General features: G+C 71.0%; 27 protein-coding genes, 1 pseudogene and 1 riboswitch. Of the genes and pseudogenes, 16 read left to right on the plus strand and 12 right to left on the minus strand.

Translation table 11 applies throughout. The features are described 5' to 3' along the window. Window positions 1-72: 72 nt before the first annotated feature. The 3 genes from FR742_RS31670 to FR742_RS31680 are packed head-to-tail and all read left to right on the plus strand — an operon-like array spanning window position 73 to window position 2,914. Window positions 73-1,080 carry an ABC transporter substrate-binding protein gene (locus FR742_RS31670; protein WP_187281467.1) on the plus strand — a complete coding sequence of 336 codons (1,008 nt, stop codon included), beginning with the start codon at window positions 73-75 and terminating at the stop codon, window positions 1,078-1,080. Further along, window positions 1,077-2,174 carry an iron ABC transporter permease gene (locus FR742_RS31675; protein ID WP_148035001.1) on the plus strand — a complete coding sequence of 366 codons (1,098 nt, stop codon included), beginning with the start codon at window positions 1,077-1,079 and terminating at the stop codon, window positions 2,172-2,174. The genes FR742_RS31670 and FR742_RS31675 overlap by 4 nt, the downstream gene beginning before the upstream one ends. Beyond that, window positions 2,171-2,914: an ABC transporter ATP-binding protein gene (locus FR742_RS31680; protein ID WP_148035002.1), complete on the plus strand. Its 744-nt coding sequence runs from the start codon at window positions 2,171-2,173 to the stop codon at window positions 2,912-2,914. Before FR742_RS31675 ends, FR742_RS31680 begins: the two co-directional genes overlap by 4 nt. A 3-nt stretch (window positions 2,915-2,917) precedes the next feature. Here the strand turns inward: FR742_RS31680 and FR742_RS31685 are convergent, their stop codons facing one another. Then, a complete protein-coding gene (locus tag FR742_RS31685) occupies window positions 2,918-4,342 on the minus strand; it encodes a HAMP domain-containing sensor histidine kinase (protein WP_148035003.1) in 1,425 nt (474 codons plus the stop codon). 6 nt (window positions 4,343-4,348) lie between these two features. Then, window positions 4,349-5,032 carry a response regulator transcription factor gene (locus FR742_RS31690; protein ID WP_148035004.1) on the minus strand — a complete coding sequence of 228 codons (684 nt, stop codon included), beginning with the start codon at window positions 5,030-5,032 and terminating at the stop codon, window positions 4,349-4,351. Between the two features lie 169 nt (window positions 5,033-5,201). Between FR742_RS31690 and FR742_RS31695 the strand changes: the two genes are divergently transcribed. From FR742_RS31695 to FR742_RS31705, 3 genes are read left to right on the plus strand one after another with little or no spacing between them, the layout of a single operon-like run. Then, a complete protein-coding gene (locus FR742_RS31695) occupies window positions 5,202-6,233 on the plus strand; it encodes a tripartite tricarboxylate transporter substrate-binding protein (RefSeq protein WP_222709214.1) in 1,032 nt (343 codons plus the stop codon). A 1-nt stretch (window position 6,234) separates the two neighbouring features. Further along, window positions 6,235-6,696, plus strand: a complete 462-nt coding sequence (locus FR742_RS31700; RefSeq protein WP_148035005.1) for a tripartite tricarboxylate transporter TctB family protein — start codon at window positions 6,235-6,237, stop codon at window positions 6,694-6,696. Between the two features lie 20 nt (window positions 6,697-6,716). Further along, window positions 6,717-8,222: a tripartite tricarboxylate transporter permease gene (locus FR742_RS31705; RefSeq protein ID WP_148035006.1), complete on the plus strand. Its 1,506-nt coding sequence runs from the start codon at window positions 6,717-6,719 to the stop codon at window positions 8,220-8,222. On the opposite strand, the gene FR742_RS31710 is transcribed toward FR742_RS31705, so the two are convergent. Beyond that, a complete protein-coding gene (locus tag FR742_RS31710; protein ID WP_148035007.1) occupies window positions 8,206-8,859 on the minus strand; it encodes a YoaK family protein in 654 nt (217 codons plus the stop codon). The two genes, FR742_RS31705 and FR742_RS31710, sit on opposite strands and share 17 nt — an antisense overlap. A gap of 152 nt (window positions 8,860-9,011) precedes the next feature. Continuing rightward, a riboswitch (guanidine-III (ykkC-III) riboswitch) is annotated at window positions 9,012-9,077 on the plus strand. Window positions 9,078-9,096: 19 nt separating this feature from the next. On the opposite strand from FR742_RS31710, the gene FR742_RS31715 reads away from it, so the two are divergent. The 3 genes from FR742_RS31715 to FR742_RS31725 all read left to right on the plus strand — a co-directional run bounded on the left by FR742_RS31715 (window position 9,097) and on the right by FR742_RS31725 (window position 10,244). Beyond that, window positions 9,097-9,420 (plus strand): multidrug efflux SMR transporter, encoded by a 324-nt coding sequence (locus tag FR742_RS31715; protein ID WP_148035008.1) that lies wholly within the window; start codon window positions 9,097-9,099, stop codon window positions 9,418-9,420. A 64-nt stretch (window positions 9,421-9,484) separates the two neighbouring features. Continuing rightward, a complete protein-coding gene (locus FR742_RS31720; RefSeq protein ID WP_148035009.1) occupies window positions 9,485-9,832 on the plus strand; it encodes a hypothetical protein in 348 nt (115 codons plus the stop codon). Then, entirely contained in the window at window positions 9,801-10,244 is a 444-nt protein-coding gene (locus FR742_RS31725) for a hypothetical protein (RefSeq protein WP_148035010.1), read from the plus strand. The genes FR742_RS31720 and FR742_RS31725 overlap by 32 nt, the downstream gene beginning before the upstream one ends. A gap of 6 nt (window positions 10,245-10,250) precedes the next feature. Here FR742_RS31725 and FR742_RS31730 read toward each other — a convergent pair whose 3' ends face one another. The 3 genes from FR742_RS31730 to FR742_RS31740 form a co-directional block, all read right to left on the minus strand. Then, on the minus strand, window positions 10,251-10,829 hold the full coding sequence (locus tag FR742_RS31730; protein WP_148035011.1) for a dihydrofolate reductase family protein: 579 nt from the start codon (window positions 10,827-10,829) through the stop codon (window positions 10,251-10,253). A 111-nt stretch (window positions 10,830-10,940) separates the two neighbouring features. Next, a complete protein-coding gene (locus FR742_RS31735) occupies window positions 10,941-11,993 on the minus strand; it encodes a hypothetical protein (RefSeq protein WP_148035012.1) in 1,053 nt (350 codons plus the stop codon). Between the two features lie 152 nt (window positions 11,994-12,145). Further along, window positions 12,146-12,565 carry a DoxX family protein gene (locus FR742_RS31740; RefSeq protein ID WP_148035013.1) on the minus strand — a complete coding sequence of 140 codons (420 nt, stop codon included), beginning with the start codon at window positions 12,563-12,565 and terminating at the stop codon, window positions 12,146-12,148. Between the two features lie 441 nt (window positions 12,566-13,006). On the opposite strand from FR742_RS31740, the pseudogene FR742_RS46635 reads away from it, so the two are divergent. The 3 genes and pseudogenes from FR742_RS46635 to FR742_RS31755 all read left to right on the plus strand — a co-directional run. Further along, window positions 13,007-13,174, plus strand: a pseudogene (locus tag FR742_RS46635) (multicopper oxidase domain-containing protein); the annotation flags it as partial. Between the two features lie 38 nt (window positions 13,175-13,212). Then, the gene (locus FR742_RS46115) at window positions 13,213-13,371 is read left to right on the plus strand and encodes a multicopper oxidase domain-containing protein (protein WP_261808904.1); all 159 of its coding nucleotides are present in this window, start codon (window positions 13,213-13,215) and stop codon (window positions 13,369-13,371) included. 34 nt (window positions 13,372-13,405) lie between these two features. Then, window positions 13,406-14,002 carry a hypothetical protein gene (locus FR742_RS31755; protein ID WP_222709215.1) on the plus strand — a complete coding sequence of 199 codons (597 nt, stop codon included), beginning with the start codon at window positions 13,406-13,408 and terminating at the stop codon, window positions 14,000-14,002. 270 nt (window positions 14,003-14,272) lie between these two features. On the opposite strand, the gene FR742_RS31760 is transcribed toward FR742_RS31755, so the two are convergent. After that, window positions 14,273-14,902 carry a restriction endonuclease gene (locus FR742_RS31760; protein WP_148035015.1) on the minus strand — a complete coding sequence of 210 codons (630 nt, stop codon included), beginning with the start codon at window positions 14,900-14,902 and terminating at the stop codon, window positions 14,273-14,275. A 58-nt stretch (window positions 14,903-14,960) separates the two neighbouring features. Continuing rightward, a complete protein-coding gene (locus FR742_RS31765) occupies window positions 14,961-17,462 on the minus strand; it encodes a polysaccharide lyase family 8 super-sandwich domain-containing protein (RefSeq protein WP_148035016.1) in 2,502 nt (833 codons plus the stop codon). A 196-nt stretch (window positions 17,463-17,658) separates the two neighbouring features. Here FR742_RS31765 and FR742_RS31770 point away from each other — a divergent pair, with 196 nt between their 5' ends. After that, complete coding sequence (locus tag FR742_RS31770; protein WP_148035017.1) at window positions 17,659-18,228, plus strand: hypothetical protein; 570 nt, start codon at window positions 17,659-17,661, stop codon at window positions 18,226-18,228. On the opposite strand, the gene FR742_RS31775 is transcribed toward FR742_RS31770, so the two are convergent. After that, on the minus strand, window positions 18,185-18,610 hold the full coding sequence (locus FR742_RS31775) for a hypothetical protein (protein WP_148035018.1): 426 nt from the start codon (window positions 18,608-18,610) through the stop codon (window positions 18,185-18,187). The genes FR742_RS31770 and FR742_RS31775 overlap by 44 nt on opposite strands. A gap of 51 nt (window positions 18,611-18,661) precedes the next feature. Here FR742_RS31775 and FR742_RS31780 point away from each other — a divergent pair, with 51 nt between their 5' ends. The 3 genes from FR742_RS31780 to FR742_RS31790 are packed head-to-tail and all read left to right on the plus strand — an operon-like array spanning window position 18,662 to window position 21,545. Next, window positions 18,662-19,558 carry an LLM class flavin-dependent oxidoreductase gene (locus FR742_RS31780; RefSeq protein ID WP_148035019.1) on the plus strand — a complete coding sequence of 299 codons (897 nt, stop codon included), beginning with the start codon at window positions 18,662-18,664 and terminating at the stop codon, window positions 19,556-19,558. A gap of 47 nt (window positions 19,559-19,605) precedes the next feature. Continuing rightward, window positions 19,606-20,892, plus strand: coding sequence for a cytochrome P450 (locus tag FR742_RS31785; RefSeq protein ID WP_261808905.1), 1,287 nt, complete (start codon window positions 19,606-19,608; stop codon window positions 20,890-20,892). Beyond that, entirely contained in the window at window positions 20,889-21,545 is a 657-nt protein-coding gene (locus FR742_RS31790) for a TetR/AcrR family transcriptional regulator (RefSeq protein WP_148035020.1), read from the plus strand. The genes FR742_RS31785 and FR742_RS31790 overlap by 4 nt, the downstream gene beginning before the upstream one ends. On the opposite strand, the gene FR742_RS31795 is transcribed toward FR742_RS31790, so the two are convergent. The 3 genes from FR742_RS31795 to FR742_RS31805 form a co-directional block, all read right to left on the minus strand. Beyond that, entirely contained in the window at window positions 21,495-21,914 is a 420-nt protein-coding gene (locus FR742_RS31795; RefSeq protein WP_148035021.1) for a hypothetical protein, read from the minus strand. The two genes, FR742_RS31790 and FR742_RS31795, sit on opposite strands and share 51 nt — an antisense overlap. 48 nt (window positions 21,915-21,962) lie before the next feature. Next, a complete protein-coding gene (locus FR742_RS31800; RefSeq protein ID WP_148035022.1) occupies window positions 21,963-22,865 on the minus strand; it encodes a LysR family transcriptional regulator in 903 nt (300 codons plus the stop codon). Between the two features lie 88 nt (window positions 22,866-22,953). Next, window positions 22,954-23,466, minus strand: coding sequence for a hypothetical protein (locus FR742_RS31805; RefSeq protein ID WP_148035023.1), 513 nt, complete (start codon window positions 23,464-23,466; stop codon window positions 22,954-22,956). Between the last annotated feature and the right edge of the window lie 5 nt (window positions 23,467-23,471).

The raw sequence follows: 23,471 nt of genomic DNA on the forward strand, positions 1-23,471 counted from the left end.
GGAGCTTCACCGCATGAGCCGCCCCCGTTCCACCGCCATGACCCCCACGTCGCCGAAGGCGGTGGCCGGATCATGAAGAAGCTGCTCGTCCTGGCGGCGGCCCTGACGCTGACCGCCTGCTCACAGGCTCCCGCCGCCCAGGAGCCCACCCAGCGGGCGGCGCCGCAGGCCGGGTTCCCCGTCACGGTCGAGAACTGCGGGCGCACCCTCACCTTCGACCGGCCGCCGGCCAAGGTGGTGACCGGCTACCACCCGTCCCTGGAGACCCTGTTCGCCCTCGGCCTGGGCGACCGGATCACCGGGCGGACCAACTTCTCCGAGAGCCCGTTCCTGCCCGGCCACAAGGAGCAGTACGACAAGATCCCGGAGATCTCCGACACGATCATGATGCCGCAGAAGGAGATCATGCTCTCCCAGGGCGCCGACTTCATCGTGGACAACCAGATGGCCAGCTTCGACGCCGCCGGCGGCTACGCCACCGTGGAGGAGCTGGACGCGGCCGGCAGCCCCGTCTACATCCTGGGCGGCTGGTGCAGCCCCGAGGAGGTGCTGCAGTTCACCCTCGACGACACCTTCGACGACCTGCGCAACCTCGGCAAGATCTTCGGCGTCTCCGACCGCGCCGATAAGCTGATCAGCGAGCTGCAGGCCCAGCTGGACGACGTCAAGAAGCGCGTCGAAGGCCGCACCCCGGTCAAGGTCCTGGCCACCGACGGCGGCAAGGGCCCGGTCAACGCCTACGGCGGCTCCGGCATCACCCACCAGATGATCACTCTGGCCGGCGGCGAGAACGTCCTGGCGGACGTCAAGGGCGACTACACCGAGGTCAGCGCCGAACAGGTCAGCGCCTCCCAGCCCGAGGCCGTCCTGATCAGCGACTACTCCACGCTGCGCGGCGAGGACATGCCCAGCTCGCCCGCCAAGGCCGCCGAGACCTTCGCCATCGTCAAGAACAGCCCGGCCGCCAAGGAGCAGCGCTACCTCGCCGTGCCCGTCACGGCCCAGCATCCCGGCTACCGCAACCTCCTGGCCGTCACCGACATCGCCAGGTTCCTGCACCCGGACGCCTTCACCCAGTGACCAGCACCACCCGGCAGAGCCCGGCGCAGACCGTGCCCGTCCCGCGAAGCCGCCGAGTGAGCCGGTTCCTCCTGCTGGTCGCCGCGCTGATCGCCGCCGTGGTCGCCTCGACCTGGCTGGCGGTCAGCATCGGCGCGGTGCCCGTCGCCCTGCCCCAGGCCTGGGGCATCGTCGCCGACCGTGTCATCCCGGGCGTGGTCCCGCAGACCTGGACCCCGGTGCAGGAGCAGATCGTGTGGGAGTTCCGGCTGCCGCGCGCGCTGCTGGCCCTGCTCGTCGGGGCCGGGCTGTCGGTGGTCGGGGCGGTGCTGCAGGCGCTGGTGCGCAACCCGCTGGCCGACCCGTTCCTGCTCGGGGTCTCCTCCGGCGCCTCGTTCGGGGCGGTGCTCGTGCTGATCCTGGGCGCCTCCGCGCTGGGCGGGCTGTCGCTGTCGGCCGCCGCCTTCGCCGGCTCGCTGCTCGCGCTCGTGCTGGTGTACCTGATGGCTCAGCGGTCCGGACGGCTCACCCCGTCGCGGCTGGTGCTGTCCGGGGTGGCGCTGGCGTACCTGTTCCAGGCCGCCTACAGCTTCGTCCTGCAACTGGCGCAGAGCGGGCGGGCCGCCCAGCAGGTGCTGTTCTGGCTGATGGGCAGCCTCGGCGGCGCCCGCTGGCACGTGCTGCCGCTGCCGGCGGTCGTCCTGGCCGCCGGGGTGGCGTACCTGCTGCTGCAGCACCGGCCGCTGAACGCGCTGGCCGCCGGGGAGGAGACGGCCGTCTCGCTCGGCGTGAACGTGAACCGGTTCCGGCTGAGCCTGTTCGTGCTGACCTCGCTGCTGGTCGGCGTGATGGTGGCCACCAGCGGCGCGATCGCGTTCGTCGGCCTGATCGTGCCGCACGCCGCCCGGCTGCTCGTCGGCGCCGACCACCGCCGGGTGCTGCCCGTGACCGCCCTGCTCGGAGCGGTGTTCCTGCAGCTCGTGGACATCGCCGCGCGCACCGTCAACGCCCCGCAGGAACTGGCGCTCAGCATCGTCACCGCGCTGTTCGGCGTGCCGTTCTTCCTGTGGCTGCTGCGCCGCCGCTCGGTGGACCGGGCGGTGAGCGTCCAGTGAGGCTCGACCTGTGCGGCGTGTCCGTCGCGCTCGACGGCACCCCGATCGTGCGTGAGGCCGACCTGCTGGTGGACGACGGCGAGTTCGTCGGCCTGGTCGGGCCGAACGGCTGCGGCAAGTCCACCCTGCTCCGCTCGATCTACCGGGCGCTGCGCCCCTCGGCCGGGCTCATCGCCGTCGACGGCGACGACGTGCACCGGCTGCCCGCCCGCGAGGCCGCCCGGCGCACCGCCGTCGTCGCCCAGGAGACCCCGCCCGACCTGGACTTCACCGTGGCCGAGATCGTCGCCATGGGCCGCACCCCGTACAAGTCCGACCCCCGCGCCGACGAGGAGCTGTGCGCGCGGGCGCTGGACCGCGTCGGCCTGACCGGCGCCGCCGGCCGGATCTTCGCCACCCTGTCCGGCGGCGAGAAACAGCGCGTCCTGCTCGCCCGAGCCCTGGCCCAGCAGACCCGCCTGCTCCTGCTGGACGAGCCCACCTCCCACCTCGACATCCGCCACCAGCTCGAACTGCTGCACCTGGTGCGCGAGCTCGGCGTCGCCACCCTGGCCGTGCTGCACGACCTCAACCAGGCCGCCGCCTTCTGCGACCGCCTGTACGTGATGAACGCCGGTCGCATCGTCGCCGGCGGCCCGCCCGAGCAGGTCCTCACCCCCGAGCTGATCTCCGAGGTGTACGGGGTGCGCGCCGTGCGGCGGACCCAGCTCGTCTTCGAACGGCTCAAGGACGAGAGGTGAGCCTCAGGCCGGGGCTCCGGACGAGTCCGCCACCGGCAGCGCGACCACCGCGGCGAACCCGTGCCCGGACCCGTCCGGGCGCGGCAGGCCGTCCTCCAGCCGCAGCTCGCCACCGGCCGCGCCGACCAGGTCGGCGCAGATCGCCAGGCCCAGGCCGGTCCCGGACACGTTCTGGTGACGCGGCGACCGCCAGAACCGCCGCAGCGCCTGGGCCCGCTCGGACGCCTCGATCCCCTGCCCGTCGTCGCGCACCGCGATCGTGACCACGCCCCCGCCCGCGGGGACGGCCCGGGCGGTGACCTCCACCACCCGGGCGTCCGACAGCCGCAACGCGTTGCTGATGAGCTCGTCCAGGATGCTGCCCAGCCCGCCCGTCGGCTCCAGCAGCCGCAGCCCCGGCGGCACGTCGACCGCGAGCGTCTGCCCGGCCGTCGCCGTCAGCGCCCGCCACCGCTCCACCCGGGTCGCCAGCACCGCGTCGAGGTCCACCGGGGACGCCGTCCGGATGCTCTCCATCCGCGCGCTGGCCTGCAGCGAGTTCAGCAGCCGCTGCATGGCCTTCAGCTCGTCCACGGCGACGTCGTACACCTGCCGCCCGTCACCGGCGGCGCGCAGGTGCGGTTCGAGGCTCTCCACCGCGAGCCGGAGGCTGGTCAGCGGGTTGCGCAGCTGGTGGGAGGCGTCGGAGACGAACGCCCGCTGCCGCTGCACGGCGTTCTCGACCGCGTCCATCATGGTGTTGAACGACTCCGCCAGCCGCCGCAGCTCGGCGGGCCCGGCCTCGGCGTCGGCCCGGATGGTGAGGTCGCCCTGCGAGATCCGCGAGCTCGCCGCGTCCAGCTCCCGCACCGGCCGCAGCACCCACGCCGACACCGGCCAGGCGACCGCCATCAGCGCGACCAACGGCAGCAGCCCGATCCCGGCGAGCTGGGCCCAGCGCAGCATGATGCGCCCGCGCGTCTTCGACAGGTCGGAGATCGTCACGATGGCGCCGACCACCTCGCTGTCGCGGCCCACCGGCTCAGCGACCACGAGCGCCGACCCGGCCCACGGCGCCCAGTCACCGGACGGTTCCGGCCGCGCCCCGGCCAGCGCGGCGGTGACGATCGGGCCCATGCCCGGCTCGCTTCGCGCCGCCTCCCGGTAGGCGTCCCTGGGCCCGAGCAGCACGGTGCCGGACGTGTCGATCACCGCGACCGGGATGCCGTAGAGCTCGTGGTAGCGGGCCAGCTCCAGCTGGAGCGCCTCGGTCCGCCCGGTCGACAGCGCGGTCTCGGCCAGCGACGCGAACCGGCCGACGTCGTTCAGCCGGTCGACGTACGTCTCCTGCACCTCCCGCTCGGCCACCGTGACGCTGAGGGGCACCCCGAGCGCGGCGACGAGCATCACCGCGAGGGGCACCAGGACGACGAGCAGCCGGCGGTGCACGGCGCGTCAGCCGGTCGGCTCCGGCCGGTCGGCCAGGAGCCTGTAGCCGACCCCGTGGACGGTGCGGATGACCACGGCCGGGCCGATCTTCTGCCGCAGCGCGGCGATGTGGGTGTCGAGGGTGCGGCTCGACGACTCCCAGGTCGCGCCCCAGATCTGGTCGAGGATGACGTCGCGGCTGACCACGTTGGGCGCCCGCCGGGCCAGCAGCAGGAGCAGCTCGAACTCCTTGCGGGTGAGCGTCACGGGCGTGTCGTCGACGGTGACCTCGCGGGTGCCGACGCCGATGCGCATCGGGCCGAGGAGGAGCGGCTCGTCGGGGGCGCTCAGGGCGCGGGCCACCCGGGTGCGCCGCAGCACGGCGTCGATCCGGGCCAGCAGCTCGGGGATGCCGAACGGCTTGACGATGTAGTCGTCGGCGCCGGCGCGCAGGCCGCGGACCCGCTCGTGCTCCTCGGAGCGCGCCGTGACGGCGATGACGGCGGTCTCGGGGCGGTCGCGCAGCTTGCGGATCACGTCGAGCCCGTCGCCGTCGGGCAGGCCCAGGTCGACCAGGACGACGTCGGACGGGGCCGCGCGCACGGCCTCCGCGGCGGTGGCGAGGCGGTGGACCTCGAAGCCCGCCTGGGCCAGGACGGTCACCAGACCCCGGGCCACGCGGTCGTCATCCTCGATGATGGTGATCCGCATACCGGATTGTACGGCCCGGTCCGACTTCGTTGTTAACCAGTTCTTGGGATTTTCCTGACATCTGGCGCATTCCTTGGGATTCCTCTGACACTATCCGCGCCCGTACCAGCCCAGACTGAGGCCGCGCACTCACCCAAGAACGCGAATGCGCCGAAGAGGAGGCCGCGACATGAGAACGACCAGCAGGTACCGGGCCGCCGCGCGGATGATCGCCGTCATCGGCGTCGTCTCGCTGGCCGCCGCCTGTGCGGGCAACGGGGGCGACGGGGGCACCACCGGCGGCGGCGACACCGCAGGCTACCCGGAGCAGAACATCACCTTCGTCGTGCCGTTCAGCGCGGGCGGCCCGACCGACACGGTCACCCGCATGATCGCCGAGCCGATGGCGGCCAAGCTCGGCGCCAAGATCGTCGTACAGAACGTCGAGGGCGCGGGCGGCACCGTCGGGGCCGGCGAGGTCGCGCGGGCCGAACCCGACGGCTACACCGTGCTCATGCACCACATCGGCATGTCGACGGCGCCCGCCCTCTACCAGAACCTCGGCTACCAGCCGCTGGAGAGCTTCGAGACGGTCGGGCTCGTCACCGAGGTGCCGATGACGGTCGTCGCCCGCAAGGACTTCGCGCCCGCGACGCTCCAGGACCTCGTGACCCACGTGAAGGCGAACGCCGACAAGGTCACGCTGGCCAACGCCGGCATCGGCGCCGCGTCCCACCTGTGCGGGCTGCTGTTCCAGACCGCCGCGGGCGTCAAGCTGCAGGAGGTCCCGTACGAGGGCACCGGCCCCGCGCTGACCGACCTCGTCGGCGGCCAGGTCGACTTCATGTGCGACCAGACGACCAACACCAGCGGCCAGATCTCCGCGGGCGAGGTCAAGGCGTACGCGGTCACCACGCCGGAGCGGGTCAAGAGCCTGCCCGACCTGCCGACCACGGCCGAGGCGGGGCTGCCCGGCCTGGAGGTCAGCGTGTGGCACGGCCTCTACGTGCCGAAGGGCACCCCGCAGGACGTCGTCCAGAAGCTGTCCGAGGCACTGAAGACGGCATTGGCAGACCAGAAGGTCGTCGACCAGATGGCCAAGCTCGGCACCGCGCCGGTCCCGGCCGAGAGCGCCACCCCCGAGGCGCACCGGACCAAGCTCCAGGAGCAGCTCGGCACCTGGGCGAAGGTCATCGCCGACGCCGGGATCAAGGCTTCCTGACGTGGAGCACCGCCGGTCATTCCCCGACGTCCTCGCCGGGGGGATCTTCGTCCTGATCGGTGGCGCGTTCGTGGTGGGGTCGCTCGGCTACGAGCTGGGCACCCCGCTGCGGATGGGCCCCGGCGCCTTCCCGCTGCTCGTCGGCGCGCTCGTGGCCGCCCTGGGCCTGGCGATCGTGGTCAAGGGGCTGGTCGCCGGCGAGATGATCGCCTTCGGCACGATCCCCTGGCGCGCGGTCGCCGTCATCACGCTCGCGCTGATGTTCTTCGGATTCACCGTACGGGGCCTCGGGTTCGTGCCGACGTCGGCCGTCACCGCCCTGCTCACCACGCTGGCCAGTAAGCACGTACGGCCGCTCACCGCCGTGGTCGTCGCGGCCGGGCTCACCGTGGCCAGCACGCTCATCTTCGTCGTCGGCCTCCAGCTGCGGATCCCGCTCTGGGGCCCGTGGCTCGGATTCTGACGCGGCATCCGGATTGAGGCATGGACCTACTCGAAAACCTCGCGCTCGGCCTCTCGACCGCTCTCCTGCTCCAGAACGTCCTCTGGTGCTTCGTGGGAGTGCTGCTCGGGACGATGGTCGGCGTGCTGCCCGGCATCGGGCCGACGGCGACGGTGGCGATGCTGCTGCCGATCACCTTCAGCTTCGAGCCGGTGACGGCGCTGATCATGCTGGCCGGCATCTACTACGGCGCGCAGTACGGCGGCTCGACGACCGCCATCCTGATCAACCTGCCCGGTGAGTCGTCCGCGGCCGTCACCGCGCTGGACGGGCACGAGATGGCCCGCCAGGGCAGGGCCGGCGCCGCCCTGGCCACCGCGGCGATCGGGTCCTTCATCGCGGGCACGGTCGCCACGGTCGTGCTCGCCGTCGCGGCGCCGCCGCTGGCCCGCGTCGCGTTGCAGTTCGGCCCCGCCGAGTACTTCGCGCTGGTGCTGTTCGGCCTGATCGTGTCGATCGCGCTGGCGCGCGGCACCGCGCTCAAGGCCCTCGCGATGATCTTCCTGGGCGTCCTGCTCGGCACGGTCGGCCAGGACATCTACACCGGCACCCCCCGCTTCACCTTCGACCAGCGCGAGCTGTACGGCGGGATCGACTTCGTGTCGGTCGCCGTCGGCATGTTCGGCGTGGCCGAGATCCTGCGCAACCTGGAGAACGAGCAGACGCGCACGGCGATCGTCGACAAGGTGCGGAACCTCTGGCCGACCCGGGAGGACCGGCGCCGCATCGTCGCCCCCATCCTGCGCGGCACCGGTCTCGGCGCGGCGCTCGGGGTCCTGCCCGGCGGCGGCCACGTGCTGGCCTCGTTCACCTCGTACGCCGTCGAGAAGCGGATCTCGAAGCGGCCGCAGGAGTTCGGGCACGGCGCGATCGAGGGCGTCGCCGGCCCCGAGTCGGCGAACAACGCCGCGGCGCAGACGTCGTTCATCCCGCTGCTCACCCTGGGCCTGCCGGCCCACCCGGTGATGGCGCTGATGATCGGCGCGTTCATCGTGCACGGCATCACCCCCGGCCCGAACGTCATCACCGACGAGCCCGCGCTGTTCTGGGGCCTGATCGCGTCGATGTGGATCGGCAACGTGCTGCTCGTGCTGCTGAACCTGCCGCTGATCGGCATGTGGGTGCGCATGCTGCGCATCCCGTACCAGGTGCTGTTCCCGATGATCATCCTGTTCGCCTCGATCGGCACGTACTCCCTGGGGTTCAACGCCTACGACGTCTACGCGATCGTGCTCTTCGGGCTCCTGGGCTACATCCTGATCAAGTGCGGCTGCGAGCCGGCCCCGCTGCTGCTCGGCTTCGTCCTCGGCCCCCTGCTGGAGGAGAACCTGCGGCGGGCGCTGATCATCTCCCGCGGCGACGCGTCGGTCTTCCTGACCCGGCCGATCTCCGCGGCGCTCCTGGCCCTGTCGGTGGCGGCGCTCGCCCTCTCCGTCCTCCCGGCGATCCGCAAGCGCCGCGAGCAGGTGTTCACCGAGGACGAGTGAGCCCGGCCATCGTGAGGGCGGCGAGCACGGTGACGAGCGGGATGGCCGGCAGCGCGGCGGGGACCAGCGTGACCACCAGGGTCCCCGCCGCCGCGCCGACCACGACCGCCGTCAGGATGGCGATGTCGCGCACCATGGCCCCCGCCAGGCCGCCGGAGGTGAGCAGGGCGGCGATGACGCCGGTCAGCGTCCCCGTCAGGTACGTCGTCGACACCACCCGGCGGCCGCCCAGGGCGCGCATCGCCGCGCTCTGCAACCCCATCGCCATCGCGGTCAGAACCAGCAGGACGTGCAGCGCCACGGCGGACGGGCGGCCACCGGTCACCTCCCAGCCCACCGCGAACGCCACCAGCGCGAGCAGCTCCGCACCGAGCACCGCGATCATCCCGCCGCGGCCCGCGACACCGGTGCCGGCGGCGACCCCCAGCACGTACCCGATGACCGCGGTGACGGTGGTGAGCAGGTGCCCGAGGTCGCCGGTGCCGATCGCGTAGCCGGACACCACCAGGTTGCCGGTCATGACACTGCTGAACACCCCGCCGAGCCGGATGAAACTGGCCGCGTCGACCGCTCCGGTGCCGACGGTGAGGACCACGGCCATGGCGGTGAGCGGAAGGTCCAGCCGCTCGCGCCCCATCAGCGGCGCGTCACGAGCCCACGACCGTCCCGCATCGCACCCTCCCCACACCCGATGTCAACGCTCCGTACCCATTCCACCACGAATCGCCACCACATGCCTGACACGCGCGGCCGATGGAATGCGGGCGCGGTCGCCGCCGTTGTCGGAAGTGCGAGCCCGACCATGGGTCCGCCCGGACGAGACGCGCCGTACCCGGCCTGCAAAGACGACGCTCCTTTCATGGAAGGAGCCGTCATGGCTTGGATCATGCTGGTCGCCGCGGGTCTCTTCGAGATCGCCATGGCCTACGCGCTCAAGCAGAGCAACGGGTTCTCGCAGGTGCTGCCGAGCATCGGTTTCATCGTCTTCGCCGTGCTCAGCTTCGGTCTGCTCGCGCTCGCGCTCAAGACCCTCGACGTCGGTACGGCCTATGCCGTCTGGACAGGCATCGGCGCGGTCGGGACCGCCGCGCTGGGCATGATCCTGCTGGGAGAGAGCGTGTCCCTCCTGAAGCTCGCCTCGATCACCCTCATCATCGCCGGCGTCGTCGGCCTCAACCTGGCGAGCGGGGGCCACTGACGGGCCCGGATCCGAGGACGTCGAGACGACCTCGCCCGACATCCTGGTGGGCACCCCGTCGTACATGTCACCCGAAGGGGCGAGCGGGGCGAAGCAGGACATCAGATCGGACATCTACTCGCTCGGCCTGGTGCTGGGCTTCGCCGCCACCGGCCGATCCCCCGCGGGCAGCGAGAGCGTGCCGAAGGTGCTCTACCGCATCATGCAGGGGCACCTGGACTTCGACGGCAGCGAGCCACCCCTGCTCGACGTGGTCGTGCGCGCCACCCGGCGCGCACCGGACGAGCGCTTCCAGCACCCGGACGAGCTGCGGGCCGCGGTGCCCGGGCAGGAGGTCACGCGGAACCACCAGGGCGCCAGACCGCCGCTGGGGGGGCACGGTGTTCCTGATCGAGGGCGTCTCCTGCCCTAAAGGCCACTTCACCGACGGCAACCGGCTGTCCTGCATGGTCTGCGGCGCGCAGCTGGGCCCTCATCTGACGCGCTACCAGGCGGCCCGCCCCAAGCTGGGCGACCTCGTGTTCGACGACGGCCGCGAGCTCCCTCTCGACGGTTCCTATCTCATCGGCGCCGCCCCGCCATCACACCTGGGCACCCGTACGGTGAGCCTCGCCGACGCCGGTGACAACCATCTGTCCATCCGGCTGGACGGCTGGACGGTCTGCGTCCACAATCTGGACACGACGAGCGGGACGGAGATCTCCTACGCCGAGGGCGACGAGTTCCACGGACTCCCGCCCGGAGCCGTCGTGGACCTGCATCCGGGGATGACACTCCGCCTGGCCGGCCGGGCGACGATCACCTATCGCGGCCGCGACTCCTGACCGCCGTCACCGGCGGACCCGGTAGGCCAGGTGGAGCACCCGGTCGCCCTGGATCACCACGTGCGGGTCTTCCAGCAGGTGCTGAGCGTCGACCGAGCCGAAGTAGCGCTTGCCCGAGCCGAAGACCACCGGCACGACGTCCATCGCCACCTCGTCCACCAGCCCGAGGGCCAGCGCCTGCCCGCCGACGTCGCCCGCCGCCACGGCGACCGTGCGCTCCCCCGCGAGTTCCCTCGCCTTGGCGACCGCCCGCGCCACGTCGTCGACGAAGTGGTACGACGCCTCCGGGTGCCAGCCCTCGGGCCTGGGCCGGTGCGACACCACGACGACGTGCTCGCCGGCCGGCGGGCGGCCCTCCCAGCCGTTCGTGATGTCGAACAGGTGACGGCCGATCACCATCGCCCCGATGCCGGCCCAGATCGGCCTGACGTACGCGGCCGAGGCCCGCGAGACCTTCATCGCGCCGCCTTCGACGAGCGGGACGTCGCCGTTGCCGTACCACTCGAACAGCGGGCCTACCTCATCGGCGGCGTCGGCGATGAAACCGTCCACCGACACGACGTTGTGCATGACCACGGTGCTCATGAGATCTCCCAGGGTGTGTGACTATTTCGTCCTTTCACCCATGCGTCGAACGCACACCGCCGGAACAGACACCGCACCGGGAAAATCTCGTCAGCCGGCTCGCCCCGGACGTCAAGTCAGTGTGCCGGTGACGCGCCACAGGTCGTAGCTCCACAGCGAGGCGCACGTCCCCGCGCAACTCTCGGTGAAGATGACCGTGAGCGATCCGCTGTCGGGCAGCGTGCCGTATACGGTACGCACGATGCCGGCGTTGTGGTTGCGGGGCAGACCGGTGAGCGCGGGGTCGATGACGCCCTCGACGCGCCAGGAGCCGCCGCCGTTCCAGATGGACGCGCCGTCGATGCTGGCCACCTGGAGCGAGGCGCCGATCTGCTTCGGGGCGACGGTCGGGTACGGGTGCTGCTCACGTACGGCGTAGAAGCGGTCACGGGAGGGGTCATAGGCGACGTCGAAGTTGTTGAGCACGTCGGGCTTCCCGTCGCTCCCGGTCAGCCCGGCCCTGGTGACCTCGACGGCGGGGCCGACCACGGGGGCGGACATGTCGGCCAGGGTGATGTCGCGCCGGTACGCCCGAGTCCCGCCGGGACCGCCCGCGGTGTAGAACAGCAGCAGCCGGCCGGCGGCGGGATCGACGGCGGTGACCGCGGGCTGGCCGGCGCCCCACGCGGCGGGGTCGTCGAAGGGGAACGCCACGACGGGCTTCGGATACTTCACCCACGGCCCGTCGAGGGTCTTGGCGAAGGCCACGCCGATCTGGTTGTGGGCGCTGGCGTTCACGTCGTTGCCCAGGTAGAACATCGCGTAGCCGTACGTGACGCCCTGATGTCGAGCGGTGACCGCGACGACGGCGGGGTCGCAGTTGTGGTACTTGTCCCAGCCAGTGCCACCGGAGGCGATGACCCGCCGGTCGCCGACGATCTTCCCGCCGGACCGGCGAGTGTGCCAGATGTCGTCCTTGATCTTGCCGTCGGTGGTGTTGTGACAGGTCCAATAGTGCTCGGTGGCGCCCTGTTCGATCGCGGCGGGAGCGTACGCGTAGAGCTTGCCCTTCGGATCGTAGACCTGCTGGGCCGCCCCTGGTTCCCACCCGGCGGCGGCGTGCGCGGGCGCCGGCAGGAGCGAACCGGCGAGCACGAACAAGCAGGTCAGCCCGCGAACCAGCATGGCGGCTCCTTCATGTGGAGGGGACGGCTTCGTCGCCGGTCAGCGCGATGCTTTCATGACCCGCCGCGTTCCGGTCGCCGAACCCGAATTCGTCATCCAAGCCGGCGAGATACGCGGCTCGCTCCACTTCGGCACGTCCTGACCGTTCGCCGTCAGCTCCGGTTTCCCGCGAGCGCACGAGAAGGCATGAGCGCCGAGGACAGCGCCCAGCGGCCGGGCCCGAGTGCGGCGACGAGCAGGAAGCCCCAGCAGAAGAGCGCGGCCTTCTCGCCGCCGTTCTCGATCGGGAACAGCGCCTGCGGCTGGTGGACGACGAAGTAGGCGTAGGCCATGGTGCCCGAGCAGACGACGGCGGCGGCGCGGGTGGCCAGCCCGAGGAGGACGAGGACGCCGCCGATCAGCTGGATGACGGCCGCCCACCAGTCCGGCCACTGCCCGACGCCGGGCACCTGGCCGTGGGGCCCGCCCAGCACGTCGAAGAGCGTCGCCACGCCGTGACAGGCGAACAGCAGGCCTATCACGATCCGGTACAGGGCCAAAAACAGCCCTTGGTCCTTGACCAGCGATTCCACAGAGGTGTCCTTTCGACGAAGGGTTGCTGGTGCCGTTCTCCGGGACGCTTTGGGAGCGCTCCCAAAGGGTCTCTGTACGGAACCCGCCCGTCAACGCCGCGCCTCCCGCGGGAGATCCCGCCGTCGGCTGCCACGCGCCCCACAAGGCGGAACACCACAACCGCGACCTCGTAGAAGATGAAAATTTCAACTACACGACTCCCCCTCACCGACCATGAAAGTTTCATGATCCACAGTGACGACCTCACGAGATGGTAGAAGTCGGGCGAAAGCGGAGTGGGGGCGATCGATGATCCGGGTTCTGCTCGCGGAGGACATGCACATGGTCCGCGGCGCTCTGGTCGCGCTTCCGCCCCCGCGAGCGATCCGGCCGCCTTCCGCGTACCACCCCTGCTCGAACGCGGGATCGGCGAGGACGGGACGCGGACCTTCGCACTGACGATGCGGCGCGGCCGTACCGAGCTCCTGCCGGGCAGACCGGCCGAGACCTGGGGCTTCAACGGCCCTCACCTCGGCCCGACGATCCGGGCGGCGCGCGGCGACGAGGTCCGCATGACGGTCACCAACCGCCTGGCCGAGACCAGCACCGTGCACTGGCACGGCATGCGCCTGCCCGCCAGCCGCCGAAGAGCACGGCGCGGCTGGCGGTGCGGTTCGGGACGTTCACGGACCCGGCGACGCCGTACATGTACCACTGCCACATCCTGCGGCACGAGGACTCGGGGATGATGGGCCAGTTCGTGATCCTGGAACCGGGCACGGAGCACCAGGTGTCCCGCACGATCACGGCCCATCATCACCCGTGAGGGTTGAGACCCATGCCGGTTCGGTAGGCCCTGGATGAACGCACGACGACTCAAGGGACAAGGCATGTCGCAACCTGGCTATTGGCACGTGGCCGACGGCACTCCCGTGACGGCGGCGGAGGCCCGGGAGATCTGGGCCCGTGAGGCGTATCCCCTGCTCGTGGACGTGGCGCGCACGTATCGCGCGGTCATCACCTACAAGGAACTCGCCGACAGGATTCAGGAGACCTCGGGGATCCGTACCAGGGCGTTACTCCATAACTGGATCGGCCGCGTCCTGAGCGAGGTGCTGCGGGAAGCTCACCGCCGCGGCGACCCGCCGCTCACGGCGCTGGTGGTACACACCGATGACGGCATGGTGGGCGAGGGCTACAAAGAAGTGCTCGAGGTCGCCGGCGAACCGCCGGTGGGCAACGCCTTAGATCGCGAGCTGCACGCCGCTCGCTCGAGGTTGGAGTGCTATCGGCGCTTCGGCGCTGTCTTGCCCCCTGATGGTGGCGTTCCCGCGCTCGCCCCTCGACATCAAGCGGCCGTCGAGCGTCGGCGAGCACACTCCGAGAAGCCTCCGCGGGTCTGCTCCCGCTGCTTCATGCAGCTTCCCGCGACGGGCGTATGCGACACCTGCGGGTAGCGGCACGACTCCAAGCCCACCGCCGGCGCGGCGCACCGTAGTGCTCCAGGAATCTCGACACCGCCGTCTTGAACGACCGAGCTGGACGGCTCCATCAGTTTCCGAGGATCTTCACATCTCATCGAGATTGGCAGCCTCCCCGGAGTGCACCGGACTATCAAGTTACTAACATCAATGTTAGTAACATCCGTGTTAGCAACATGTCCGCGCTCCGCCTCGGCCCGGCGACAACGTGCCTACCAGGGTGGCCCGGAGGATCTGCGGGCGTGCTCATGTGGCTTCCTCCTCCGTCAGCATCCCGGCGGATCTCGCCGGCAAGAGCGAGACCGTGCCCAGCAGCCAGTCCGCGAGCCGGTCGCGTTCGACCAGGATGAGCGGCTCCCGCGCGCCCAGGGCTTCGAGCCTGGCCTGCTTGGTGAGACCGGCGGAGGTGACCAGGACGCCGGTGTGGCCCGCGAAGGTGTTGGCCAGCGCGCCGAGGAAGTCGCGTACGTCGCGGGCGCCGACCGGCTTGCCGTAGCGCTTGCACTGGATGGCGTAGCGGCCGTGGCCCGGAGCGAGGGCTGTGATGTCCACCCCGCGGTCACCGGCACCGCCGCGCTGACGGACCTGGCGGAACCCGTCGGCGATCATCCGTTCGGCGACAAGGTGCTCGAACTCGGGCCCCGACATCCGGTCGACCTTCTCCAACTCGACGTTGGCGGCCAGGAAACGCTGTCTCTCTGCCCGGATCATGCGCTGCCGGAGAACGAGTCCGCCGGCGAGTAACACGACGAGCAGGCAGGTGATCCCCAGGGCCCAGCCGGGGTGTTCGGCGGCGAACCACACGACCGCGACGCCCGCGACGCAAACCGCCGCCGCTACCCGCTGCCTCTTCCGTGCCCTGGAGCCCCTCGCCATGGTTCCTCCTCTATGAGTGGTCCCGAAGGCAAGTGTGAGCGAGAGGACCGACAGATCGTCAGCGCAACGTCGCCGTGAAACCGCGGCCGTGGGCGTGGCGGGTCGTCGCCTGGATCAGCATCCCGCCCGGCACCCGCCGCACCTTCACCCCCTCGTCCGCCGAGTCGACCCGAAGACGCGGACCGTGGAGCACGACGCTGACCCGGTCCCGCCGCATCGTCGGGTCCGACAGCGCGACCACCGTACGCTCGCCCGACCGCACGATCACCGAAGCGGGCCCGTCGACCAGCATCCGCCCGGCGAGACGCGGCCCGTCCGAGAAGACGTTGGCCGCCACGATCCCGAGCCCCTTGTGCTCGATCGCCTGGACGTGCCGGTCGTTGGCCAGCACGCGCACCGTTCCACGCGCGTACCCGCGCAGCCCCGCCTCGGCCGCGCCGGGCACCAGAGCGTAGGCAAGCTCGGGAACCTGACCGCCCGCGGGATGGGTGACCGACGCGGTGAAGACGTTCTTGGTGACGCTGGTGTCGGGGTTGCTCGTACGGACGACTCTGCGGCTGCGGGTCACCGTCTCCAGCCCGGCGGTGACGGGCTGCCTGGTGAGGAAGGCGTAGCCGACGGCGGTGCCGCGGGTGCCGTTGGCGTAGCGCAGCCAGCGGGGCGGCGTGGTGTCACCCGCCCGCCAGGCTCCTCCCTGCCAGCGTTCGCCGGTGACGGCGACCGCGTCACCGGGAGCGGCGATGCGGCTGTCCACGGTCGTCGCCGCGGCACGCCCGCCCTGCCCGGCGACCCCCGCCACCAGCACCACGATCTCGTCGTCGAGCATGAACCACGACTTGGTGGCCCGGGCATTCCGATAAGCCACGAAATCCTCGGGCAGAACCCCCTCCTGCTTGGCCGTATAGGCCACGTCATCGGACTGCACGAAACCGGCCGCCCCGTACGCCCCCGACGTCACCCCGCCGGAGAACGCGTTCTCGCCACGCGGGAAGTACACGTACGTGTTCTGCGACTCCGACGACGAGGTGAAGTTCAGCGGATGCCCCGGGTTCTCGTACCAGAACCGCCCGTACAGCTCCGGCACCGTCCGCCGCTCCTCCACCGGCGCGGTGACCCCGGCCAGCCGGTACGGGGAGACGGCCGTGAAATAGTCGACCCCGAACACCTCCCGCTGGTCCTCGCCCGCCAGATAGAGGTAGTAAGCCCCATCCCCCTGGAACCAGGGCATGAGGTTCTCCCCGTTCATGTACTCGTACTTGCTGATCCGCTCCGAACTCCGCGCCAGCGCGAACGCGTACCCGGGCCGCCGGTGCACGGCCCGGTCCATGGCGTTGAAGGCCACGGACCGCGAAGGCGGGTTAAGGTCGGCCGCCGGGATGGCGTCGTCGGCGCGGATGGCCGAGTAACGGGCGATGCTGACCGGAGAGACGAACGACCCCGTGTCGGCGGGAGGCAGGTGCTTGACGTACTTCTTCAACGCCAGCGCGCTGTCCCCGCCGACGTGGTCTGCCAGGTCGGCGATGGCCTCCACGATGATCCCGACGTCCGCGTACCCGGTGTTGGTACGGGAGACCGCGCGCCCCTTGACGATCTCCATCATCCAGCCCTCGAAGATGAGCGGGGCGAAGCCGTCGGTGATCCACCTGTGGACCACCTCCCCCAGCCCTGACCCGGTGGTCGCGCCTTCGAGCGTCTTGAGGGTCTGGACGACGCGGGTCAGCAGGATGCGCCCGTACGAGCCGGTGTAGGCGACCGAGTGGTGCTGGATGAAGGAGCCGTCCTCGTAGTAGCCGTCGGTGACGCCGTGCCGCAGATCGTACGGGTCGATGGTGGCGAAGACGGTGGCCTGGTCGGCGATGGCCTTGGCGACGCGGGCGTCGTCGGCGGTGAGGGCGCCCTGGAGGATGCGGTTGGCGGTGATGTCGGCGAGGTTGGCGCCGGTGTGGAAGCGGGAGTCGAGGTCGACGTCGCCGCCCTTGCCGTTGCGGAGGTAGGCGTCCATCGTGGCGAGGTACGTGGGCGTCAGGGCGGGGCGTTCGTCACGTAAGAGGTCGGCGAGCAGGACCAGGGTCCGGCTGGCGTGGGTGGGGATGCCGATCTCCCAGTTGTGCCAGTTGCCGTAGTAGCCCGCCGTCTGGTCGCCGAAGTGGCGCTCGTGCAGCCATTGGAGTCCTTCGACGACGCGCCGCTGGACGGTGGCGTCGCCGTCGAGCTCGCCGCCCGGGGTGCGGGTGGCGAGCGCGATCTCGTACAGGAACTGGAAGGCCTGGCGGAGTGCGGCGTCGTCGGCGCCGAGCGTGAGGCCGGCGAACAGCTCGCCGTCGCCTGCCTGGTCCATGGCGGTGAGGCGCTGCCTGGCGGTCCTGAGGATGGCGGCGAGCTTGGCGGCGACCTCGGGTCGGGTGTTGCTGTCGGGGGTGCCGGCGAGCATGGCCACGGTGTTGGCGAGCAGCCGGGCGTGGTCGGCGCCGGAGGCGGCGGCGCGCACGGGAGAGGCTACGGCGAGGAGGCCGGCGGCGGGGAGGAGTGAGAGGGCCTGGCGGCGAGACAGGTGCGGCACGGCTTGACTCCGGGCTGTCGGGGGCTCCTCACATGATCCACACTCATCGCGTTGGAATCCATAGCCATCTCGTGGTTTATCGATGAAGAAATCTTTCACGTCCTGGTGGGGGCCGAGGACCTCTACAGATCGCCCGCCCAGGGTTGAAAGTGGACACGGTGGCGGGGACCGGTGAAGATCGGGGGGAGGAGGAGCGATGATCCTGGACAGGCGTCCCCTGCTCGCCCTCGCCCTGGGCGGCCTGCTCGTGACCGGCATCGCGGTCGTGCTCGTCACCCGGCCGCTGTGGCATCAGGTGTTCACGCCCCGCGTCCTCGCGAGCGTGGTGATCACGGCCGTCATCGTCATCGTCCCCACGGTCCTGGAGCTCGTTCCGCCGACCGTCCGCATGGTGTGGGGTCTGGCGTTCGTGGCCTTCGGCGGTGTGGCGGCGCTCGCCACGGCCCTGGTGCATCTGACGCGCGGGTCGCCCGAGGTGCTGCACGCCGAGGATGCCCTCTCCCTCGGGATGGTCGGAGGGCTGGTGGCGGGCGGGGGCGTCGTGCTGGTGGCGAGGGCCGTCCGGCTGCTGCGCGAGGCGGGGGTGGAGCACCTCGGCTGGGCGGAGGAGCGCAGCGGCGAGGGGTACGTTCCGGTCTGTGCCTGTGACTGGGAAGGCCAACCGGGGCCGAGCTCGTCGCAGGCCCTGGAGGAGGCGGGGGATCACGCGGGACGGGTGCGGCTCACGGGCCCGCGGGATTCCGGTCGTCCACGTGCGACAGGATGACGGCGTCCGCCACCAGGGTGATCTGGTTCTGCCCGTAGCAGTCGGCCTGGTGGGTGGCGAGGTCCGTGCCGCAGCCCGCGCAGACGAGGTTGGGGCCGTCGATCTCGCTGATCCCGCAGCAGCTGCCGACCCGGGACCGGTCCGGATGCAGGAGCATGCCGACGGCGTCGTCCGGGTGGATCACCAGGCCGGGCGGTTCGCCGGAGAACTCCTCGGGCCGGTGGTTGGCCGCGTACGTGCCGCGCGGCATCCGCGGGGGCTGGATGCGGTCCGTGGGCACGGTCGCGCCGGCGATGGCGGTGTAGTGCGCCGGGGGCAAGGGGATCCTGCGGACCGGCAGGGTGATCGGGCGACGGCAGGCGAAGCAGAGGAAACGCGCCACAAGGGCGACGATACTTGACGTCAACCGAACTTCAGGTTGCACCGTACGAGGATGAACAGCTTCGAGATCGGCGTCATCCTGCCCGGGGTCGGCGTGCAGCGCGGGGACGGCATCGACCTGCGGGAGGCGGCCCGGCACGCCGAGGACGCCGGGCTGGACGGCGTGTGGCACGGCGACCATCTCGCCGTCGGCGGCCCCACCCTGGACGCCCCGATCGCCCTGGCCACCGCCGCCGCGGCCACGGCCCGGGTCAGGATCGGCACGAGCGTCCTCATCCCGGCGATCCGCCCCCTCGCCTGGGCAGCCAAGCAGGTCGCGACGCTCCAGTACGTGTCGGGCGGCCGGCTGGTGCTCGGGGTCGGTTCGGGTGGCGGTCCCGGGCAGTGGGCCGCGGCCGGGGTGCCCTATGCCGAGCGCGGGCCCCGTACCGACAGCGCGCTGCGGCTCCTCCCGCGCCTGCTGGCGGGCGAGCGGACCGAGGTCGAGGGCGCGGCCGTCGAGCTGGCGCCGTCCGTGCCGATGCCCCCGGTCTGGGTCGGGAACGCGTCCCTGACGGCGATCCGGCGGGCCGCGCGGCTGGGGGACGGCTGGTTCCCGTCCCTGATCTCCCCCGCTCAGCTGGCCGAGGGCGCGGCGCGGCTCGCCGAGCTGGCCGCGGAGCACGGCAGACCCGCGCCGGTCGTCGCGATCGGGGGGACCTGCGCCCTGGGCACGGGGGTCCCTTCCCGTGCGGAGATCGCGTCAGGCATCGGCGGCGCCTACGGGCGTCCCGTGGAGGAGGTGATCGACATCCCGCTGACCGGCCGTCCGGAGGAGGCCGCCGAGAAGCTGGCCGCCTACCGCGAGGCGGGGGCTCGGCACGCGGTGATCGGGATAGCGGGCGGGGACTGGCGGACGCAGGTCGAGCTACTGGCGGAGGTTCGCAAGATCTTGCACGACACGCATTGATGCGCGTTGTGTATGTTTGACCTGTCCCCTCTAGACAGGATGCGTACATGAGCGCCGACACCGCGCAGACCGCGACGCCCGAAGAGTCGCCGAGCTCCAGCCCCACGGCGATGCGCCAGATCATCCCCCCGGACATGCTGGAGCGCGGGCAGTGCCCGTTCGACCCGCCGCCCGGTCTGCGGGAGCGGCGCGGCCAGGGGGCGGTGCAGCCGCTGCCGCTGCGCAACGGCGCGCAGGCGTGGCTGGTGACCGGCTTCGAGGAGGCGCGCACCGTACTGTCCGATCCGCGGTTCAGCGCCGACAAGATGCGCCACCGAGACGCCACGTCGATGCAGCCGCACGAAGTGGACGCGCCCACCACCCCCGAGCCGCTCGCGACCCGCGAGGACGGGTTCTTCGTCTTCATGGACCCGCCCGAGCACACCCTCCTGCGGCGGCTGCTGACCGGCCAGTTCACCGTGCGGCGGATGAAGGCGCTGGAGTCGCGGGTCACCGAGATCGCCGTCGAGCACATCGAGGCGATGAAGGCGGCCGGCGACGAGGCCGACCTGGTGCCGGCGTTCGCGCTGCCGCTGCCGTCGCTGGTCATCTGCGAGCTGCTCGGCGTCGACTACGCCGACCGGGCCGAGTTCCAGGAGCACACCTCCGTGGCGCTCGACAGCAGCGCCGACCCCAAGCGGCGGGCGCTGTCCGGGGCCGAGCTGTACGGGTTCATGCAGCGCCTGGTCGCCCACAAGCGCGCCCACCCGGCCGACGACCTGCTGTCCGGGCTCGTCCACGACGCCGACCCACCGCTCACCGACGCCCAGCTCGTCGACGTCGCGCTCGTCCTGCTCGGCGCGGGCCACGAGACGACCGCCAACCAGCTGAGCCTGAGCACGTTCGCGCTGCTGGAGAACCCCGACCAGCTCGCCGCGCTGCGCGCCGACCCCTCCCTGATCGACAACGCGGTCGAGGAGCTGCTCCGCCACCTGTCGATCATCCAGCTCGGCGTCAACCGGGTCACGACCGAGCCCGTCACGCTGGGCGGCGTCGACATCCCGGCCGGCGCCACGGTCGTGATCGCCACCCCCGAGGTCAACCGCGACGCCCAGCACTGGCCCGACCCCGACCGGCTCGACGTGCGGCGCCCCCGCACCCCGCACCTCGCCTTCGGTCACGGCGTCCACCAGTGCCTCGGCCAGCAGCTCGCCCGCGTCGAGATGCAGATCGGCCTGCGCGAGCTGATCACCCGCCTGCCGGGCCTGCGCCTGGCCGTACCGGCCGAGAAGATCCCGGTACGGAACGAGATGCTGATCTTCGGCGTCCACTCGCTACCCGTGACCTGGTCATGACGACGCTTCCGGGGCGGCGTGAGCGGAAGAAACAGGCCACCCGCGCCGCCCTGAAGGAGGCCGCGCTGCGGCTGGCGATCCGCGACGGGGTCGAGAACGTCACCGTCGAGCGGATCGCCGACGAGGCCGACATCGCGCTGCGCACCTTCTTCAACTACTTCTCCAGCAAGGAAGAAGCGGTGGTGGCCACCGTGTCCTCGGCCGCCGAGGCGCTCATCGCCGAGTTCCGGGCGCGGCCCCGTACGGAATCCGTTCTGCGGGCCTTCCGTGAGGCGGTGCTGGTGATCCTGAACGAGAGTGACGCGGCCAACCGCGACTACCTGGCGGTGGTCAGGCTGATCCATTGGACGCCGTCGCTCGTACCGCAGCAGCTCGCCATGCTCGCCGCCCAGGAGAAGGCGCTGGCTTCAGCGATCGCCGAACGTGTCGATGTCCCTGAGGACTCCGTCTATCCGACGGTGTGCGCGGCGGCGGTGCACGCGGCGCTGCGGATCGTGGTCAACCAGTGGCTGGAGGCGGGGCGGGAACCGTCCGCCGAGGTGCTGGGGCGGCAGGTCGACCTGGTGATCGCCGAGCTCGCCGCGGGGCTGGACCGTCCCTGCTCAGGTGATGGCGCCGGTGGCGGTGCAGACGTGGAAGCGGTTCATGGTTAGTTCGAGCTTGACGGGGATGTCTTCGGCCAGGTCGAGGTCCTTGATCTTGTTCGGCGAGTTCGCCGCGGCGCTCAGGTATCCGATCTGGGCTCCCGTCCGGGCGTTGAAGAGGCGGAGGATCACGGGGTACGAGGTCCCGTTCTTGAGCGTCATGCGCTCGTCCAGGGCGTAGAAGTTGCCTTTCACCTGGTTGGTCGTGCTGTTGTTGTAGAGGAACTGGGTGTAAGCCGACCTCCCGCCGGCGTCGCCGTCGTTCTGGTAGGAGTTCGCCCAGCACTGCCAGCCCGCGGCTGCGTGCGCCTGGGCGGGGGTCGCCACCGTGAGGGCGGTGAGGGTCGACAGCAGGATCAGGCCGGCTCTTCTGCGCATGGTGCTCCTCGGGTGCGCCGGGGCCGTTCCCCCGGTTTCACCAGCACGCTAATGACCGGCGTTATCGTCCGGCTTAACGGCGAAGGCCTTCCGGCCGTGCGCCAGCGCCTCCCGTACGGCCGGGCTGTGGGTGTTCTTCCAGACGAGGGCGAGCCGGGCGGGAGCCTCGACGTCGTCGATGACGCGGGCGGCGAGCCGGTCGCGGTAATGCGCGGCCATCGACTCGCTGAGGATGCCGACGCCGAGCCCCCGCGCGGCCAGGTCGGCGACGGCGTCCCCGGCACTGGCCTGGAACGCGATCAACGGCCGGCGGTCTCTCGCGGCGCAGGCCCGGTCGAACACGGCCCGCAGCCCGGTGCCCTCCGGCATGCAGACGATCGGGTACGCGGTCAGCTCGTCCAGGGTGACCCGTTCCCGGTCCGCGAGGGGATGGCCGGGCGGCACCGCCGCGACGAGGCGTTCACTGGTGATCGTCATCGTGTGGAGCCCGTCGTGCTCGGCTGTCTCCGTCCCGATGAGGGCCAGGTCGATCGTCCCGGTTCGTACGCTCTCGGCGAGCCGGTCGGAGTTGCCCTCCAGCAGCGAGATCTCCACTCCCGGGTGCGCCCGGTGGAAGGCGGCGAGGGCGTCGAACAGCGGCGTGACCGTACAGCCGATGACCATGCCGACGGTGAGCCTGCCCCGGATCAGGTCGGTCACCTCCCCCACTGCCTGCTTGACGGCGTTGGAGGCGGCGAGGGCGGCGCGGGCGTGTTCGAGCGCGGCCTTGCCGGCGACGGTGAGGGTGACGGTGCGGGTGTGCCTTTCGAAGAGCTCGGCGCCGAGTTCGCGTTCGAGCTGGCGGATCTGGGCGCTGACGCCGGACTGGCTGATGTGGACGCGTTCGGCGGCTCTGGTGAAGTTGCGCTCTTCGGCGACGGCTATGAAGTACTCGAGCTGCCGGAGTTCCATAAGCATTGATTCTAGTTTCGACGAGGACTATCTGATGGGCTTCTAACATGGCCTGTTCAACAGCGCCCCGAAGACGGCACCCTGGCCCTCAGAACCATCTCGCGACGACGCCGACGATGATCCCCACGAGTCCCACCGCGGCGACCGCTGCCGCGTTGCGCAAGCGGAAGGCCCGAAGCCTCAGGGCCATCCCCGCCGCGGTGATGAAGATCAAGTCGATGGAGACGTGGGGAAGCGCTGCCAGAGTGCCCTGCACTCCCCGGAATCCGGCCCGGTCACCCCCGCTGGTGATCTGAGCCGGATAGACGCGGCCGGGCTCGCCCCAGGAGAAGGCGCCGACCGCCGCCACCTTGTCGCCGGTGGCCGCGTACACGAAGTCGCCCGTGCACACCTGCCTGCCATACCTGCTGGACTCCACGTCATGGCACTCCTGAACGGTCAAGGTTCCCGGAGCGCCGGTCAGACCGGTCGCCAATCCGATGTCGACCAGTGCGGGGACAGTGGCCGTCAGGGTCCATCCCACCGCCGCGACCATCGTGGCGACGACCAGGACGACCATGGTGAACATCGACTCGCCGGAGGCTTCGGAACGAGAGGGCATGGTGT

The organism is Nonomuraea sp. C10 (genome assembly GCF_008017515.1).
Classification (GTDB): domain Bacteria; phylum Actinomycetota; class Actinomycetes; order Streptosporangiales; family Streptosporangiaceae; genus Nonomuraea; species Nonomuraea ferruginea.

What these genes read in the sequence shown, in the direction of transcription:
- FR742_RS31670 (WP_187281467.1), top strand. Translation starts at nt 73, where the DNA reads ATGAAGAAGCTGCTCGTCCTGGCGGCGGCCCTGACGCTGACCGCCTGC.
- FR742_RS31690 (WP_148035004.1), bottom strand. Translation starts at nt 5,032, where the DNA reads ATGCGGATCACCATCATCGAGGATGACGACCGCGTGGCCCGGGGTCTG.
- FR742_RS31695 (WP_222709214.1), top strand. Translation starts at nt 5,202, where the DNA reads ATGAGAACGACCAGCAGGTACCGGGCCGCCGCGCGGATGATCGCCGTC.
- FR742_RS31705 (WP_148035006.1), top strand. Translation starts at nt 6,717, where the DNA reads ATGGACCTACTCGAAAACCTCGCGCTCGGCCTCTCGACCGCTCTCCTG.
- FR742_RS31710 (WP_148035007.1), bottom strand. Translation starts at nt 8,859, where the DNA reads ATGGGGCGCGAGCGGCTGGACCTTCCGCTCACCGCCATGGCCGTGGTC.
- FR742_RS31715 (WP_148035008.1), top strand. Translation starts at nt 9,097, where the DNA reads ATGGCTTGGATCATGCTGGTCGCCGCGGGTCTCTTCGAGATCGCCATG.
- FR742_RS31720 (WP_148035009.1), top strand. Translation starts at nt 9,485, where the DNA reads ATGTCACCCGAAGGGGCGAGCGGGGCGAAGCAGGACATCAGATCGGAC.
- FR742_RS31730 (WP_148035011.1), bottom strand. Translation starts at nt 10,829, where the DNA reads ATGAGCACCGTGGTCATGCACAACGTCGTGTCGGTGGACGGTTTCATC.
- FR742_RS31735 (WP_148035012.1), bottom strand. Translation starts at nt 11,993, where the DNA reads ATGCTGGTTCGCGGGCTGACCTGCTTGTTCGTGCTCGCCGGTTCGCTC.
- FR742_RS31755 (WP_222709215.1), top strand. Translation starts at nt 13,406, where the DNA reads ATGAACGCACGACGACTCAAGGGACAAGGCATGTCGCAACCTGGCTAT.
- FR742_RS31760 (WP_148035015.1), bottom strand. Translation starts at nt 14,902, where the DNA reads ATGGCGAGGGGCTCCAGGGCACGGAAGAGGCAGCGGGTAGCGGCGGCG.
- FR742_RS31770 (WP_148035017.1), top strand. Translation starts at nt 17,659, where the DNA reads ATGATCCTGGACAGGCGTCCCCTGCTCGCCCTCGCCCTGGGCGGCCTG.
- FR742_RS31780 (WP_148035019.1), top strand. Translation starts at nt 18,662, where the DNA reads ATGAACAGCTTCGAGATCGGCGTCATCCTGCCCGGGGTCGGCGTGCAG.
- FR742_RS31785 (WP_261808905.1), top strand. Translation starts at nt 19,606, where the DNA reads ATGAGCGCCGACACCGCGCAGACCGCGACGCCCGAAGAGTCGCCGAGC.
- FR742_RS31790 (WP_148035020.1), top strand. Translation starts at nt 20,889, where the DNA reads ATGACGACGCTTCCGGGGCGGCGTGAGCGGAAGAAACAGGCCACCCGC.
- FR742_RS31795 (WP_148035021.1), bottom strand. Translation starts at nt 21,914, where the DNA reads ATGCGCAGAAGAGCCGGCCTGATCCTGCTGTCGACCCTCACCGCCCTC.
- FR742_RS31800 (WP_148035022.1), bottom strand. Translation starts at nt 22,865, where the DNA reads ATGGAACTCCGGCAGCTCGAGTACTTCATAGCCGTCGCCGAAGAGCGC.
- FR742_RS31805 (WP_148035023.1), bottom strand. Translation starts at nt 23,466, where the DNA reads ATGCCCTCTCGTTCCGAAGCCTCCGGCGAGTCGATGTTCACCATGGTC.